The 12,888-nt window shown below is 67.7% G+C and carries 14 protein-coding genes; 5 read left to right on the top strand and 9 right to left on the bottom strand.

Annotated features, from left to right (window positions below; all coding sequences use genetic code 11):
- Positions 1–82 precede the first annotated feature (82 nt).
- Entirely contained in the window at positions 83–220 is a 138-nt protein-coding gene (locus ACWDTD_RS04450; RefSeq protein ID WP_449745837.1) for a hypothetical protein, read from the top strand.
- Between the two features lie 22 nt (positions 221–242).
- Here the strand turns inward: ACWDTD_RS04450 and ACWDTD_RS04445 are convergent, their stop codons facing one another.
- The 5 genes from ACWDTD_RS04445 to ACWDTD_RS04425 all read right to left on the bottom strand — a co-directional run bounded on the left by ACWDTD_RS04445 (position 243) and on the right by ACWDTD_RS04425 (position 6,031).
- Positions 243–674 (bottom strand): DUF6918 family protein, encoded by a 432-nt coding sequence (locus tag ACWDTD_RS04445; protein WP_449745836.1) that lies wholly within the window; start codon positions 672–674, stop codon positions 243–245.
- A 73-nt stretch (positions 675–747) separates the two neighbouring features.
- The gene (locus tag ACWDTD_RS04440; RefSeq protein WP_449745835.1) at positions 748–1,611 is read right to left on the bottom strand and encodes a MaoC/PaaZ C-terminal domain-containing protein; all 864 of its coding nucleotides are present in this window, start codon (positions 1,609–1,611) and stop codon (positions 748–750) included.
- A gap of 3 nt (positions 1,612–1,614) precedes the next feature.
- Positions 1,615–3,387 carry a 3-oxosteroid 1-dehydrogenase gene (kstD, locus tag ACWDTD_RS04435; protein WP_449745834.1) on the bottom strand — a complete coding sequence of 591 codons (1,773 nt, stop codon included), beginning with the start codon at positions 3,385–3,387 and terminating at the stop codon, positions 1,615–1,617.
- A 131-nt stretch (positions 3,388–3,518) separates the two neighbouring features.
- Positions 3,519–4,787: a CaiB/BaiF CoA transferase family protein gene (locus ACWDTD_RS04430; protein WP_449745833.1), complete on the bottom strand. Its 1,269-nt coding sequence runs from the start codon at positions 4,785–4,787 to the stop codon at positions 3,519–3,521.
- Positions 4,788–4,816: 29 nt separating this feature from the next.
- Positions 4,817–6,031 (bottom strand): NADH:flavin oxidoreductase, encoded by a 1,215-nt coding sequence (locus ACWDTD_RS04425; protein WP_449745832.1) that lies wholly within the window; start codon positions 6,029–6,031, stop codon positions 4,817–4,819.
- A 96-nt stretch (positions 6,032–6,127) separates the two neighbouring features.
- Between ACWDTD_RS04425 and ACWDTD_RS04420 the strand changes: the two genes are divergently transcribed.
- The 4 genes from ACWDTD_RS04420 to dmpG all read left to right on the top strand — a co-directional run bounded on the left by ACWDTD_RS04420 (position 6,128) and on the right by dmpG (position 9,871).
- Positions 6,128–6,988: an SDR family oxidoreductase gene (locus ACWDTD_RS04420; RefSeq protein WP_449745831.1), complete on the top strand. Its 861-nt coding sequence runs from the start codon at positions 6,128–6,130 to the stop codon at positions 6,986–6,988.
- 101 nt (positions 6,989–7,089) lie between these two features.
- Entirely contained in the window at positions 7,090–7,878 is a 789-nt protein-coding gene (locus ACWDTD_RS04415) for a 2-keto-4-pentenoate hydratase (protein ID WP_449745830.1), read from the top strand.
- A 17-nt stretch (positions 7,879–7,895) separates the two neighbouring features.
- The gene (locus ACWDTD_RS04410) at positions 7,896–8,798 is read left to right on the top strand and encodes an acetaldehyde dehydrogenase (acetylating) (RefSeq protein ID WP_449745829.1); all 903 of its coding nucleotides are present in this window, start codon (positions 7,896–7,898) and stop codon (positions 8,796–8,798) included.
- Positions 8,795–9,871: a 4-hydroxy-2-oxovalerate aldolase gene (dmpG, locus tag ACWDTD_RS04405; RefSeq protein WP_449745828.1), complete on the top strand. Its 1,077-nt coding sequence runs from the start codon at positions 8,795–8,797 to the stop codon at positions 9,869–9,871. Before ACWDTD_RS04410 ends, dmpG begins: the two co-directional genes overlap by 4 nt.
- A gap of 128 nt (positions 9,872–9,999) precedes the next feature.
- Here dmpG and ACWDTD_RS04400 read toward each other — a convergent pair whose 3' ends face one another.
- The 4 genes from ACWDTD_RS04400 to ACWDTD_RS04385 form a co-directional block, all read right to left on the bottom strand.
- On the bottom strand, positions 10,000–10,191 hold the full coding sequence (locus ACWDTD_RS04400) for a hypothetical protein (protein ID WP_449745827.1): 192 nt from the start codon (positions 10,189–10,191) through the stop codon (positions 10,000–10,002).
- Positions 10,188–10,922 (bottom strand): hypothetical protein, encoded by a 735-nt coding sequence (locus tag ACWDTD_RS04395; RefSeq protein WP_449745826.1) that lies wholly within the window; start codon positions 10,920–10,922, stop codon positions 10,188–10,190. The genes ACWDTD_RS04400 and ACWDTD_RS04395 overlap by 4 nt, the downstream gene beginning before the upstream one ends.
- A gap of 166 nt (positions 10,923–11,088) precedes the next feature.
- Positions 11,089–11,892, bottom strand: coding sequence for a VOC family protein (locus ACWDTD_RS04390; protein ID WP_449745825.1), 804 nt, complete (start codon positions 11,890–11,892; stop codon positions 11,089–11,091).
- A 74-nt stretch (positions 11,893–11,966) separates the two neighbouring features.
- The gene (locus ACWDTD_RS04385) at positions 11,967–12,887 is read right to left on the bottom strand and encodes a LysR family transcriptional regulator (protein WP_449745940.1); all 921 of its coding nucleotides are present in this window, start codon (positions 12,885–12,887) and stop codon (positions 11,967–11,969) included.
- Position 12,888 lies beyond the last annotated feature (1 nt).

Below are 12,888 nucleotides of genomic sequence, written 5' to 3'. Positions count from 1 at the left end.
ATTTATCACTGTAGTAACAAACCCGGTGAGGTGTCGCCGCCGCCTGGACGGCACCGATCCGGACAACCGAAAGTGAGAGATCATGGCCTCACCCCAGGTCGCATCTTCACGAACCACCGAGGCCCCGGTCCGGGTCCACGTGTGGCGAATCCTGTCGATGCTGGCAGCCCTCGTGCTGGTCATCGTCGGCCTGCTGATCATCCTCACCTCTGCCGCCTAGCGCGTCTCAGGTTGCACGCCGGTCACCCGGCGTGCTTCTCAATGGCGGCACCGACTCCCGGAAGTGCCTCGGCGACATAGCCTTTGGCCTTTCCCCGGAGCGATTTGTACGCCTTGGCCAGGGTTGGCCTTGCACCACCCACCTGATCATCGGTCACCTGCAGAAGCGCCTCGGTCGCGGCATCGGAGTTCGCGGCCAGGTGATCGCCGAAGGCCACCCCGGCAGGCTTGGAATCCCAGAAGGGTGCCAGTGCAGTCAGGAAGTCGGGGAGCATCTGATCGGTCGCGCGGGCGACGATGTCGGGCTTGACCTTCTGCACCGCGCCGTAGGCCGCCTTGACCGCGGCACCGCCGAGTCCCTTCTGCTTGGACACCTCGGTATCGATGACGCCGGTCAGGTCGGCCACCGTGGCGGCGCGGTCGGTGTCGAGCAGGGACTGCAGCGAGTCGGTCATCACATCTCTTTCGTCGTCCGCGGCATCGCGCGGTGGGCACGGATTTCCGGAGATGACCCTATCCCGGCCGGGTTCAGTCCGTGATGGCGCAGATCACATTGCCCAGCGCAGGTGCGCCGTCGCGCTCGGCGACCGTGGCGGTCACCATCGGGCCACCCTGCTCGTCCCAGATCTGCACGTCGAGGGTCTCGCCGGGGAACACGACGCCGGCGAAGGTTGCGGCGTAGTCACCCAGGCGGGTCACGTCGCCGTCGAGGACGGAGTCGACGATGGCGCGGCACACCAGCCCGTAGGTACACAGTCCGTGCAGGATGGGTCTCGGGAACCCGGCCCGCCTCGCGAAGTCGGGGTCGGAGTGCAGCGGGTTGCGGTCGCCGCACAACCGGTACAGCAACGCCTGGTTGGGCAGTGTCGGCACCGTGAGCCGGTGGTCGGGCTCGCGGTCGGGGTAGGTGATCCTGCTCGACGCCCCGCGTTCGCCGCCGAATCCGCCCTCGCCCTTGGCGAAGATGGAGGACCGTTCGGTCCACAGCGGTGTGCCGGTGTCGTCGACGGTCACCCCTTCCGGGATGATCACCGCCGCGGATCCCTTGTCCTGCACCTCGACGATCCGCTTGCGCGTGGTGGCCTTACCCGCCGGGGGCAACGGCCGGTGCACGATCACCTGCTGGCTGCCGTGCACCACCTTCGCGAGGTCGATGTAGATCCCGGGGAACGACACGGTCGGTGCCTCGGTGGCGTGGAAACCCGCCGCGACCGTCGCGAAGGTCGGCAGCACCTTGGGGTCGGCGTCGTCGACATAGCGCAGACCCTCGGGGTCCATCGGATCGGCGGCCGCGCCGACCGCGAGGTGATAGAGCGCGACGTCCGAGGCGGACCACGAGAAGGTCACCTCGGGGAGTTCGGCGCCGACGGCGACGGACGGATCGATGGGCACCGGTCACACTCCTGATTCGGTGGGGGACGGGGATTCGGTGGGGGATGTGGTGGGGGACGGGACCTCGCCACGGGCATGTTCCGCGGCGTCGAGGGCGGCGAGATAGCCGAAGACGAGTGCGGGTCCGATGGTGGCGCCCGGCCCGGCGTAGGTGTGGCCCATCACCGGCGCGCTGGTGTTGCCCGCGGCGTAGAGTCCGTCGATCACCGAACCGTCGGCGCGCAGCGCACGTCCGGCGGCGTCGGTGTCGATACCGCCCTTGGTACCCAGGTCGCCGGGCACCATCCGCACCGCGTAATACGGCGCCTTGGCGACCTCGCCGAGGCTCGGATTCGGCTTGTGCGTGATGTCGCCGTAGTAGTGGTCGTAGCCGCTGCGGCCGCGGCCGAAGTCTTCGTCGACGCCTTTCCTGGCGAACCCGTTGAACCGTTGTGTGGTGGCGGTGAGCGCGTCGGCGGGCACCCCCATCTTCTCGGCCAGCGCGGTGAGGGTGTCGGCCTTGACCACCACCCCGGACTCGTACCATTTGCGGGGCAACGGTTGCCGCGCGTTGATGCCGGCGAACAGATACCGGTTGCGACAGGTCTGGTCGAACACCAGCCAGGACGGCACATTGCGGCCGGGCCCCTCGCCCTGGCCGAATTCGCCGCCGTACATCTGATGCACCGCCTCGACGTAGGGCAGCGACTCGTTCATGTAGCGCTCACCGCGTTCATTGACGATGAAGCTGCCCGGCACCGACCGCTCCGACAGAGCGAACCAGGGGCCGCGCGGCAGCGGGATCGTCGGGCCCCACCAGGCGTCGTCCATCAGTGAGACCGCGGCGCCGATCTTGAGTCCGGCGTTGATGCCGTCACCGGTGTTCGACGGTGCGCCGGTGGTCCACTCCGAGCCGATCGGTTCGCGCTGGTATTTGCGCCGCATCTCGGCGTTGTGCTCGAAACCCCCGCAGGCCAGGATCACCCCGTGCCGGGCCCGGATCGGCACCCGCGTGCCGTCGGATTCGGCGATCACACCCACCACGCGGTCGTTCTCGGTGACGAGGTCGACGAGTGCCGTGTTCAGCCGCAGCGGTACACCGGCACGGCGCACGCCGAGGAGCAGTTCGGCGGTGAGCGCCGCCCCCATCGCGATGAGTTTCTTGCCCCGTGTGCGCGCCCAGAAGAACCGGCCACCCACCTTCGCCATGCGCAGCGGGCCGCGCCAGTGCCGCAGTCCCGTGTTGAGCCATCGGTAATCCGATTGCAGCACAACCATGTTGAGCGGTGCCTTGGTGTACTGGGGATGCAGCGTGTCGAGGTCGGCGCCCAACGCGCGCGCGTCGAAGGGGCGCGGCTCGATGCTGCGTCCACCGAGTCTGCCGCCGGGTGCCTCCGGGTAATAGTCGGAGTAGTTCTTCACCCATTCCAGGTCGAGAGGGGCGTGGTCCATCAGGAAGTCGAGCGCTTCGGGGCCGCGGTCGATGTACGCGTCGATCCGGTCGGGGCGGGCGTGGTCGCCGATGATCGCCCGGACGTACTCCCGGGCCGCCTCCGGTGTGTCGTGCACGCCGTCGCGGCGCAGCACCGAATTGTTGGGAATCCACACGCCGCCGCCGGACCGCGATGTCGATCCGCCCCAATACGCCGACTTCTCGATGATCACCGCCCGCAGTCCGTTCGCGGCTGCGGTGATCGCCGCGCTCATCCCGGCGGCGCCGGCGCCCACCACGACGACGTCGTACGTCTGGTCACTGCTGTCCGATCGGGGGCGCATTCCCGCGGCTGCGTCGGCCATCGATGAGTTCCTTCCACCGCAACTGAAACGTGTTCTCATCGAAAATTAGAACACGTTCCAGAATTGCTGCGCCAGTGCCCGCGTGTCCCGCGCGTCCCCGGCGCGCGGTCGGCGACCTCGGCCGGTACTGCTCAGCCGAGGATTCCGCGCTCGCGCAACGCGCTGATCTGATCGGGGAGATAACCCATCGCGGCGAGCACGTCGTCGGTGTCGGCGCCACGCGGCACGGCGGGCCGTGGGGGCCGGGCGGCGGAGCGACCGAGTGACAGCGGGACCCCGATACCCCGGTACTCCTCGGTGTCGATGAACAGGTCACGATGCCGGACCTGCGGTTCGTTCAGTGCCGCGGCGACGTCGTTGACCGGACTCGACGCGACGCCCGCCGCGTCGAGGCGCGCGGCCAGATCGGCGCGTGGCCACGCCGACACCGCCTCGCCGAGAATCGAGATGAGTTCGTCCTGATGTGCGTGGCGTGCGCCGTTGGTCGCGAATCGTGCGTCGCCTGCCAGATCATCGAGTCCGAGAACTCCGACGAGAGAGGCGAATTGGCGGTCGTTGCCCGCGCTGATGAACACGTCGCCGTCGGCGGCGTGGAACACCTGATAGGGGACGAGCGTGGGATGGACGTCGCCGGTGCGCACCGGCACCGTGCCGTTGGCGGTCCAGTTCGCCGAATGGGGATGCAGGATGGAGATCACCGCGTCGAGCAGGGCGACGTCGACGATCTGTCCGCGGCCGCTGCGGGTGCGCTCGAACAGTGCCAGCAGGGTGCCGGAGAACGCCATGTTGGCGGCCACGAGGTCGACGATGGGCACGCCCACCCGAAGCGGGTTGCGGTCGGGATATCCGTTGATGCTCATCAGGCCGCCGTAGCTCTGCAGCACCGCGTCGTAGCCGGGGGCACCGCCCATCGGCCCGTCGACGCCGTAACCGGTGATGCGGGTATAGACCAGGCCCGGATTGCGTTCGGCGAGGACGGTGTCGTAGTCGAATCCCCAGCGGGCCAGGGTGCCCGCCTTGAAATTCTCGATCACCACATCGGCGACGTCGAGCAATTCGCCGAGCACCGCCCGCCCCTCGTCGCTGCGCAGGTCGAGGCAGATGTTGTCCTTGCTGTGGTTCATGCCGGTGTAGTAGGCGCTGCTGGCGGCGGACACGAACGGCGGTCCCCAACCGCGTGTTTCGTCGCCGCTCGGTGCCTCCACCTTGAGGACCTCGGCGCCCTGGTCGGCGAGCATCTGCGCGGCCAGCGGGCCGGCCAGAACCCGGCTCAGGTCCAGTACGCGGAGTCCGGCGAGTGCGCCGGGGTTGTCGGGGTCGTCGGCCCCACGCCACGCGGCGCGGCCGTCAATCGCGGGAGCCGGCCCCCCGCCGGTGGATACGTCATCGCTTACGGTCACGGGTCATCGTATCCGCGGGTCGACGGGGCTCATCGGTGGGTGGGTGAGGCCAGCACGCACCGCGTACCCCGGAAGATCGTGGGCATGCACTTGTTGCAATGAATGCACAACGAACGGGTGGAGTTCTCGGCCGCGATGCGGTTGATCAGATCGGGTTCGCGCAACAGCGCTCGGGCCATGGCGACGAACTCGAAACCCTCGGCCATCGCGCGGTCCATCCCCTCCTTGTCGGTCACCCCACCGAGCAGCACCAGCGGCATCTGCACCGCGTCGCGGATCTGGCGTGCCTCGTCGAGCAGGAACAGATCCCGGTAGGGGTACTCCCGGATGAAGTGCTTGCCGACCATCGTGATGCCCGCGCGCATCACCGGTGGCATGATCGCGCCGAACTCGTGCACCGGTGCGTCGCCCCGGAACAGGTACATCGGGTTGAGCAGCGAACTGCCCACGGTCAGCTCGATCGCGTCGAGATTGCCGTCGTCCTCCAGCCAGCGCGCCACCTCGATGGCCTCGTCGAGCCAGAATCCGCCCGGCACGCCGTCATCCATGTTCAACTTCGCCAGCACGGCGATCCGGTCGCCCGCCGCGCGACGCACCTCGGCGGCGGTCTCCCGGACGAGTCGCGCACGGTTGGCGAGGCTGCCGCCGTAGCGGTCCTCGCGATGATTGAGCTTCGGGCTGAGAAACGAACTGGCGAAATAGTTGTGCCCGAAGTGAATCTCGACGGCGTCGAACCCGGCGTCGATGGCCAGGCGGGTGGCGGTTCCGTGCGCTTGTCGGATGCGCTCGATGTCGGCGAGGGTGGCGGCATGGACGATCTGTGGGCCCATCGGGTTGAGGCGGCGCGACGACGACAGCGCCCGCACCCCGTTCGACTTGCCGTTGGCCACCGGGCCGGCGTGCCCGATCTGGGCCGATGCGGCCGCTCCGTGCGCATGTACCGCGTCGGTGAGTCGCCGTAGACCGGGCACGGCCTCGTCGCGCATCCAGAGCTGGTTGGCCTCGGTACGGCCCTCCGGGGCCACCGCGCAGTACGCGACGGTGGTCATGCCGGCCCCGCCGGCGGCGACGCGACGGTGGAACTCGATGAGATCGTCGCTGACCAGTGCGCCCGGCGACATGTGTTCGAAGGTGGCCGACTTGATGATGCGGTTGCGCAGCGTGACCGGGCCGAGGGTGGCGGGTGCGAGCGGATCGGGGGGCGGCGTCGGGGTGCGTGAGATGCGGCTCGGCGGCGCGGACATGGATGGAGCGCATCATTTTTGTTCTAGTGTGTCAACGGTCTCGGTGCGGTGCGTTACCCGGTCCCGCCGAGTTCCAAGCGGTGGAAGGAGATTCGGATGGGTGTGTACGCGGTGACCGGCTCGGCGTCCGGAATGGGTTCGGAGGTGGTGAAAAAGCTTCGCGCCCAGGGTCATACGGTGATCGGGGTCGACGTCAAGGAGGTCGAGGTCGTCGCAGATCTGTCGACGGCGCAGGGCCGGCGGGCCGCGGTGACGGCGGTGCTCGAGAAGAGCGGCGGGGTACTCGACGGCGCGGTGCTCGCGGCCGGGCTGGGACCCGATCCGGGAAAGGAGCGGATGCGGCTGCTCGCGGAGGTGAACTACCTGGGAGTGGTCGAACTGCTCGAAGGGTGGCGTCCGACGCTGGCCGAGGCCGACAAGGCGAAGGTGGTGGTGTTCTCGAGCAACTCGACCACCACCGTGCCGGTGGTGCCGCGGCGGACCGTCAAGGCCTACCTCGACCGCGACATCGACAAGGTGCTCACGTCGATCCGCATCTTCGGATCGAAGGGTGCGCCGCCGATGGCGTATGCCGGGTCGAAGATCGCCGTCAGCCGCTGGGTGCGGCGCGCGGCCGTCAGCTCCGAGTGGGCCGGTGAGGGTATCCGGCTCAACGCGCTGGCCCCCGGCGCCATCATGACCCCGCTGCTCGAGCATCAGCTGTCGGCATCGTCGGGCAAGGCCGTCAACAGTTTTCCGGTCCCGATCGGTGGATTCGGCAATGCCGGACAACTCGCCGACTGGGTGGTGTTCATGCTGTCGGACGCCGCCGACTTCCTGTGCGGCAGCGTGGTCTTCGTCGACGGCGGAACGGATGCGTACTTCCGCTCCGACGATTGGCCGCGGCCGGTTCCGGTGCGCGGACTGCTCCGCTACGGGCTGCGCTTCCGCGGCTTCGGTCGCCGTCGCCGCGACTGACCCGACCCCGGCTCTCGCGAATGTCCTGCGGACGTGAGGTACCGCGCAGGTAGAACATGTTCTAAAATAGAACACGTTCACCTGACTGAGGAGCACACGAAATGGCCGTCGACCAGGCATTACGCGAGCAGATTGCCGCCGACCTGTGGGACGCGGAACGGACGGCTACCGCCATCGACCCCCCGACCGTCGCTCATCCCGACCTCGACGTGGTGGACGCCTACGAGATCCAGCTCATCAACATCCGCAAGCGACTCGACGCCGGTGCGCAGGTGGCCGGCCACAAGGTGGGCCTCGCCTCGGAGGCGATGCAGAAGATGATGGGTGTCGACGAACCGGACTACGGGCACCTGCTCGACGAGATGAAGTACCTCGAGCGCACGCCCATCGACACCTCCACCCTCTGTTTCCCGCGGGTGGAGGTGGAGGTCGGGTTCATCCTGGGGGCCGATCTACCCGGGGCGGGCTGCACCAACGAGGACGTGATCGACGCCGTCGAATGGGTGGTGCCGTCGATCGAACTCATCGACTCGCGCATCCGGGACTGGAAGATCAGCCTCTGCGACACCATCGCCGACAATGCGTCGTCGTGCGGGTGGATCCTGGGGGAGCAGCGCGTGCCGATCGCCGACGTCGACACCGGGGATGTGGAGGCCACGCTGCACCGCAACGGCGAGGTGGCGGCCAAGGGCAATTCGTCTGCGGTGCTGGGACATCCACTCAACGCGGTGAGCTGGCTGGCACGGAAGGTGGAGGGCTTCGGCGTACGTCTGCGCAAGGGCGACCTCATCCTGCCCGGCACCGCGACGCGTGCCATCGACATCGCACCCGGCGACCACTTCGTCGCCGAATTCACCGGACTCGGTTCGGTGACACTGGATTTCACGTGAGTAGAGGAGACCACGACGTGGCCAAACTGACCGCAGCCATCATCGGATCGGGCAACATCGGCACCGACCTGATGTACAAGCTCGAACGATCCGAGACGATCGAACCCCGCTGGATGGTGGGGATCGACGCCGACTCCGAAGGGATGAAACGGGCTGCCGACCACGGCCTGATCACCATGAGCGGCGGTGCCGACGAACTGCTCGGCAGTTCCGAACGCCCCGACCTCATCTTCGAGGCCACCTCGGCCTACGTGCACCGTGAGTATGCGCCTCGCTACGAAGCGGCCGGAATCGTCGCCGTCGATCTGACCCCCGCCGCCGTCGGTCCTGCGGTGGTGCCGCCGGCCAACCTGCGCGAGCACCTCGACGCACCCAACACCAACATGATCACCTGCGGCGGCCAGGCCACCATTCCGATGGTGCACGCGGTCAGTTCGATTGTCCCCGTGCCGTATGCGGAGATCGTGGCCTCGGTGGCGTCGGTCTCGGCAGGCCCGGGAACCCGCGCCAACATCGACGAGTTCACCCGCACCACGTCGAAGGGAGTCGAGACCATCGGCGGCGCCGACCGGGGCAAGGCGATCATCATCCTCAACCCCGCCGACCCGCCGATGATCATGCGCGACACCATCTTCTGCGCGATCCCCGCCGACGCCGACACCGATGCGATCGCCGAGTCGATCCACAAGCGGGAGAAGGAGATCCAGTCCTACGTGCCCGGCTACCGATTGTTGCAGGATCCGCAGTTCGATCCGCCGAGTGTGATCAACGGCGGCCACGCACGGGTGTCCATCTTCGTCGAGGTGGAAGGTGCGGGCGATTTCCTGCCGCCGTACGCCGGCAACCTCGACATCATGACCGCCGCCGCCACCAAGGTCGGCGAAGAGATCGCGAAACAGAAACTGGGAGTCTCGGTATGACCATCACTCATGAGGGCTTGATGGCCCACGCGCGGCCCTACTCCGACACCCTTGACATCCGGATCACCGACTCGTCCCTGCGCGACGGCAGCCATCACAAGCGCCACCAGTTCACCACCGACGACGTGCGTGCCATCGTCGGAGCGCTCGACACCGCGGGTGTGCCGGTGATCGAGGTGACCCACGGCGACGGTCTCGGCGGGTCGTCGTTCAACTACGGGTTCTCCAAAACCCCTGAACAGCAACTGATCAAGGCCGCCGCAGAAACCGCGACACGCGCCAAGATCGCGTTCCTGATGCTGCCGGGACTCGGCACCAAGGACGACATCCGCGCCGCCCAGGACAACGGCGGTCAGATCTGCCGGATCGCCACGCACTGCACCGAGGCCGACGTGTCCATCCAGCACTTCGGACTCGCCCGCGACCTGGGTCTGGAGACCGTCGGATTCCTGATGATGAGTCACAGCCAGCCGCCGGAGGTGCTGGCACAGCAGGCGCGGATCATGGCCGACGCCGGATGCCAGTGCGTCTACGTCGTCGACTCGGCGGGAGCGCTGGTGCTCGAGCAGGTCACCGACAGGGTGGCCGCACTCGTCGCCGAACTCGGCGACGACGCCCAGGTGGGCTTCCACGGGCACGAGAACCTCGACATCGCCGTCGCGAATTCGATCAACGCGGTGCGTGCCGGAGCGCAGCAGATCGACGGCTCCATCCGCCGCTTCGGCGCCGGGGCGGGCAACACGCCCACCGAGGCGTTCGTGGGGGTGTGCGACAAACTCGGCATCCGCACCGGCATCGACTTCATGAAGATCGCCGACGCCGCCCAGGACGTCGTCCGCCCGGTGATGCCCAGCGAATGCCTCGTCGACCGGTCGGCGATGATGATGGGCTACGCGGGCTGCTACAGCTCGTTCCTCAAGCATGCCGAGGGGCACGCCGAGCGCTACGGGGTGTCGGCGGCCGACATCCTCATCGAGGCCGGCAACCGAAAACTGGTCGGCGGCCAGGAAGATCAGCTCATCGACATCGCACTGGAACTGAAGAAGAAGGCCGACGCCAACGCCGGAGTCTGAACCCGCGGGCGCGAGCGAAGCCGGTCGACGCGGGTCGAATCGGTAAACGCGGGACGAGTCGGTAGGCGCGGTCGGTACAGCCACCGCGTCTACCGATTCGTCCCGCGTTCATGTGTGTCGCCGACTCGTCACACCACCGCCAGCTTGAGATGCACGAGCCACTCATGGACCTTTCGCACCATGGTGCCTTGTTCGAGGTCGGCCCAGATCCACCGCACCACCATGATTCCCATGCCGCGCAGCGCGTCCTCGCGCCGCTTCTCACGCAATACCGCCGCGGTCACGTCCTCGCCGGGGCGGAGGTGCTTCTGATACTTCACCGCCCCGTCGAATTCGCCGACGAGCCGTCCGGCCCAGTCGAAGTCGGTACCACGAGCCCACCGTCGATATCACGGAACTCGTGTTGAAGTCGTGGAAGCGGGAGACCGGCCTCGATCAGCTGGGCGCGACTCCAGGATTCGCCGGGGCTCTCGGCCTTTCCGTCGGCATGATGCAGTGCGCGGCGCGCGACCGTGACCCCGCGTCGGGTGGCGCGCAGCAACCGCTCCATCGTGGCGCGGCACGCTCCGAGGCGCAGCGCGGCGTCGAAAGCCGCCAGTGCCCCGGCGAATCCCATCGTTGCGGTACAGGCGACGTCGACCGCGGTGTACTCGAGCGACGTGATCAGGATTCCATCGATCTCGACGATGTGATCCGGTGGGATCACCCCGACATGATCGTGCCGGGTGGCGCTACGGGTTCCACCCGCGGCCGATCCCGTGGTGGCGTGGATTCGGCGCAAACCCGGCTTGAGCATGGCGACCCGGTGCATGACGGCCGCCGACTGGTGGCTGACCACCGAACTGAGCAGACCGAGTCGAGCCGTGGCGATGACGGCGAGACGGTGAAGTTCTTCAGGGCTGCGGTCGGTGACGGGCGCGAAGGCGCCCCGCACCACACGCACGATGTCGCCACGCCGACAGCTCCGGCGCAGATCCTCGTCGGTGAAGCCCTCGGCGATGCAGGTGTCGCGGTAGATGAGTCCGTGCGCGTCGATCGGAAGCGAAGTCATGCGTCATAGGACGCACGCGGCGCCTCGTGGGCTCCCGACAATGTGAACGCGGGACGAATCGGTACACGCGGTTGGTACAGCACCCGCGTCTACCAACTCGCGCCGCGTCTACCAACTCGCGCCGCGTCTACCAACTCGCCCCGTTGACGTCGGAACGGGCCGTCGGCTACATCCCGGCCGGCGGATGGCCCAGGCTGATCGCCGCGCCAAACGGATCGACGATCGTTGCCAGCGTTCCGTACGGAGTGTCGGTGGGCGGCATCATCACCGAACCGCCGAGTCTCTCCGCCGTCACTGTGGAAGCCGCGACGTCGTCGACACAGATGTAGACCTGCCAGAACGACGGCATTTCGGCCGGGAACAGGTTGGTGGCATCCATGATGCCGCCGTACGCGGTGTCGCCGAAGAACAGTTGCGAGTAACGCAGCGGATTGCCCGGCTCGACCACCTCGACCGAACTGTTGTCGAAAACCATGTCGGCGCGGGCACCGACCACCTCGGTGTAGAAGGCCACCGACGCCGGGAAGTCCTGGCTCGAACACTCGAACCAATACGGAGCCCCGTGCACGCCCCATTCGGCGAATCCCTTGTGCTTGTCCGACTTCCAGAACCCGACGACGGCCCCCGCGCTGTCGAAGGCGACCATCATCGTGCCCTCCTCTCCGACGTCCATCGGCGGCACCATGATCGATCCGCCCGCCGCCTCGACCGCCTTGACGGTGGCGTCGGGATCGTCGGTGCGCAGATAGATCGTCCACACGTCGGAGGCGCCCTCCGGCGACATCACCGGACCCATTCCCGCGACGCGGTTGCCGTTCAGCCGGAAGTTGCGATAGCCGCCGAAGTCCGGGTTGGGTGCCTCGGCCTCCCAGCCGAACAATTCGCCATAGAAATCCTGTGCCTTGTCGGGGTCGCTGCTCATCAGGTCGAACCAGATGGGCGCGCCCAGCGGGGCGGAGTACTCGGTCATGTGAAGTCCTTTCGGAGCCTGGGCTCTGGGGTGCCGGATGCTGACACGGGTGAGACCTCGATTCTCGCCGAAACTCATCGGTCTGATGCGCGACCGGCCAATGTCGCGACGTGGGTGAGGAAGTCGCGGGCCGCGCCCGCGCGGGGCTCGCGTCCGCCGATCCACACCGCGCGCAGTGCACGACGCAGGTCGATACCGGAGACGGGCACCTCGACGAGCCGGCGGCCGAGATCGTCGCGCACCGACAGATCCGACAGCACCGCGGGTCCGGCGCCGGCGATCACGGCCGAGCGCACCGCCGCGGTTGTCGACAGTTCGAGCACCGGCTGCGCTCGGGGGACGTCCGTGTCGACGGCCCCGCTCAGCACGCGGTCGAGGAACCGGCGTGTTCCGGAACCGGATTCGCGGGTCACCAGCGATGTGCGCGCCAGTTCGTCCGCGTCGACCGCGCTGCGTCGACGGGCCCAGGGATGCTCGGGTGGGACGACGAGCACCAGGGTGTCGTGGGCGACGACGCGGCTGTGCACGCCGGGAACGACCTCGGGGCCCTCCACGAATCCGAGTTCGACGTCGCCGGCCCGGACCAGCTCGCAGGCATGTTCGGAGTTCGTTGCGGTGAACGACACCGTGGGTGCCTGTTCGAGGCTGCGTCCGAACGACACCAACCATTGCGGCAGGAGGTGTTCGGCCACCGTCAGGCTTGCGGCCAGGCGCAACTCGTCGCGTCGTTCCCCGCGCAGCGCGGCGAGTCCGGCGTCGAACTCCGATGCCAGGCCCAGGAGTCGATCGGCCCACTCCGACACCAGGATTCCGGCTTCGGTGGGTGTGGTGCCGGTGGGTGATCGGGTGAGCAACGAGATCCCGAGCGTCGCCTCCAGCGTGCGCATCCGCGCCGACGCGGCCTGCTGTGTGATGCCCAGTTCGCGCGCGGCGGCGTTGAGGCTGCCGGTGGTGACCACGGCGAGCAACGTCTCCAATGACGGCAGGTCGGGCATG

The organism is Gordonia sp. NPDC003425, from assembly GCF_053588635.1.
Note: the sequence above shows the minus strand (reverse complement) of the source record. Positions and strands in the feature narration are given on the sequence as shown.

Bases quoted from the DNA above. Each gene is read 5' to 3' on its own strand.
- ACWDTD_RS04390 (WP_449745825.1), bottom strand. From the start codon at position 11,892: ATGACCGAGTACTCCGCCCCGCTGGGCGCGCCCATCTGGTTCGACCTG.
- ACWDTD_RS04420 (WP_449745831.1), top strand. From the start codon at position 6,128: ATGGGTGTGTACGCGGTGACCGGCTCGGCGTCCGGAATGGGTTCGGAG.
- ACWDTD_RS04385 (WP_449745940.1), bottom strand. From the start codon at position 12,887: ATGCCCGACCTGCCGTCATTGGAGACGTTGCTCGCCGTGGTCACCACC.
- kstD (WP_449745834.1), bottom strand. From the start codon at position 3,387: ATGGCCGACGCAGCCGCGGGAATGCGCCCCCGATCGGACAGCAGTGAC.
- ACWDTD_RS04445 (WP_449745836.1), bottom strand. From the start codon at position 674: ATGACCGACTCGCTGCAGTCCCTGCTCGACACCGACCGCGCCGCCACG.
- ACWDTD_RS04425 (WP_449745832.1), bottom strand. From the start codon at position 6,031: ATGTCCGCGCCGCCGAGCCGCATCTCACGCACCCCGACGCCGCCCCCC.
- ACWDTD_RS04450 (WP_449745837.1), top strand. From the start codon at position 83: ATGGCCTCACCCCAGGTCGCATCTTCACGAACCACCGAGGCCCCGGTC.
- ACWDTD_RS04415 (WP_449745830.1), top strand. From the start codon at position 7,090: ATGGCCGTCGACCAGGCATTACGCGAGCAGATTGCCGCCGACCTGTGG.
- ACWDTD_RS04395 (WP_449745826.1), bottom strand. From the start codon at position 10,922: ATGACTTCGCTTCCGATCGACGCGCACGGACTCATCTACCGCGACACC.
- dmpG (WP_449745828.1), top strand. From the start codon at position 8,795: ATGACCATCACTCATGAGGGCTTGATGGCCCACGCGCGGCCCTACTCC.